Below are 1,230 nucleotides of genomic sequence, written 5' to 3' on the forward strand. Positions count from 1 at the left end.
TGAATGCTTATTGTTATTAAAAATCAATTTTGTGCAATATGTTTAACTTTGACGAGAAAGTGCGTGCCACAATCATACTTTTAAATAGATTGGGGCAAAAATACAAAAAAATAATTATCTTTGCAATCTATCACTCAATTTCTTATTATTGCCAATTCCATCCATAAGTGCAATTTTTTAAATCACATTTTGATAGAACAAATCTTTAGTTTTTTTGAACTTTAATATTTTTCTTGGTCTATTATTAATTTTAATAGTTGATATCTTTTTCCATTCATTAGGAATATGTAAACCTATTTCAGGATATGACACTTATTGATATGCTATTTTTTCTTTTACGTTTATTCTTTTTACTATTTTTCAAAGGAGGAAGTGTAGGCATATCCATAGCATTTTCGTTATAACGTTCGTACTCTTTACGAGTGTACTTTCCTGTTTTGCAGTTAAATATATATTCGTAATAAGTATCTATCAATATATCTATTCTTTCTTTAAAAACGATAACAGCTACTTCTCTATTGTTATTTCTAAACTCAATATATAATTTATTCCTATCTCTATTTTTACCTGTGTAGAGATCAATAACGCCGTCTTTATGCAATACCTCTAGAATAGCATTAAATGTCCATTTGCCTAATTTTGCTTCTTCATTCACTTGAGTTTCTTTGCCATTCTCATCAAAGTAATGCCAAACACCTATTTTTACTACCTGCATACCTGCGTATTTACCATAGGCTTTAAGATTTCCATTTTCATAATAATCATAAAAGTAATGGTAATAGGCTGGTAGGGGAGGAATTACATCATAAAAGATATAGCCTTTTCCTCCATAAAAAGGGCGGAAAGAAGATCCATCTTTTAATTTGTAATAATCTCCATATTTAGGATCTTTCTCGAAATCTTTGTACCTTGTATTCCATAGGTTAAAATCAAATTTTTCGAACATAATTGTATCTTTTAAAGAATTTTTGTTTTCTTGTGCCATCATATGATTTATTGTTAATACTACAATGTATAATAATATTTTCCTCATAAGAGATTTATTTTAATAAATAATGTTTTCGTATAGTTTCCTCCGCTGGCGCAAGCTTGATTGCAACTGAGTTCTGCAGTATCAGTGATGATTTGTGGCATAATATCTTAACTAAATAGTTTTTCTAACCAACTTTTTTCTTTATTTTTCTGAAGGTCTTGGTACTCTTCCTCACTTATTGATATGCTATTTTTTCT

At 28.5% G+C, this 1,230-nt stretch carries 1 protein-coding gene; it reads right to left on the minus strand.

What is annotated here, in order from left to right; all coding sequences use genetic code 11:
• Positions 1 to 298: 298 nt before the first annotated feature.
• Positions 299 to 988 carry a hypothetical protein gene (locus tag HMPREF9075_RS03130; protein ID WP_232305044.1) on the minus strand — a complete coding sequence of 230 codons (690 nt, stop codon included), beginning with the start codon at positions 986 to 988 and terminating at the stop codon, positions 299 to 301.
• Positions 989 to 1,230 lie beyond the last annotated feature (242 nt).

This window comes from Capnocytophaga sp. oral taxon 332 str. F0381 (genome assembly GCF_000318275.2).
Classification (GTDB): domain Bacteria; phylum Bacteroidota; class Bacteroidia; order Flavobacteriales; family Flavobacteriaceae; genus Capnocytophaga; species Capnocytophaga bilenii.

Bases quoted from the DNA above. Each gene is read 5' to 3' on its own strand.
- HMPREF9075_RS03130 (WP_232305044.1), bottom strand. From the start codon at position 988: ATGATGGCACAAGAAAACAAAAATTCTTTAAAAGATACAATTATGTTC.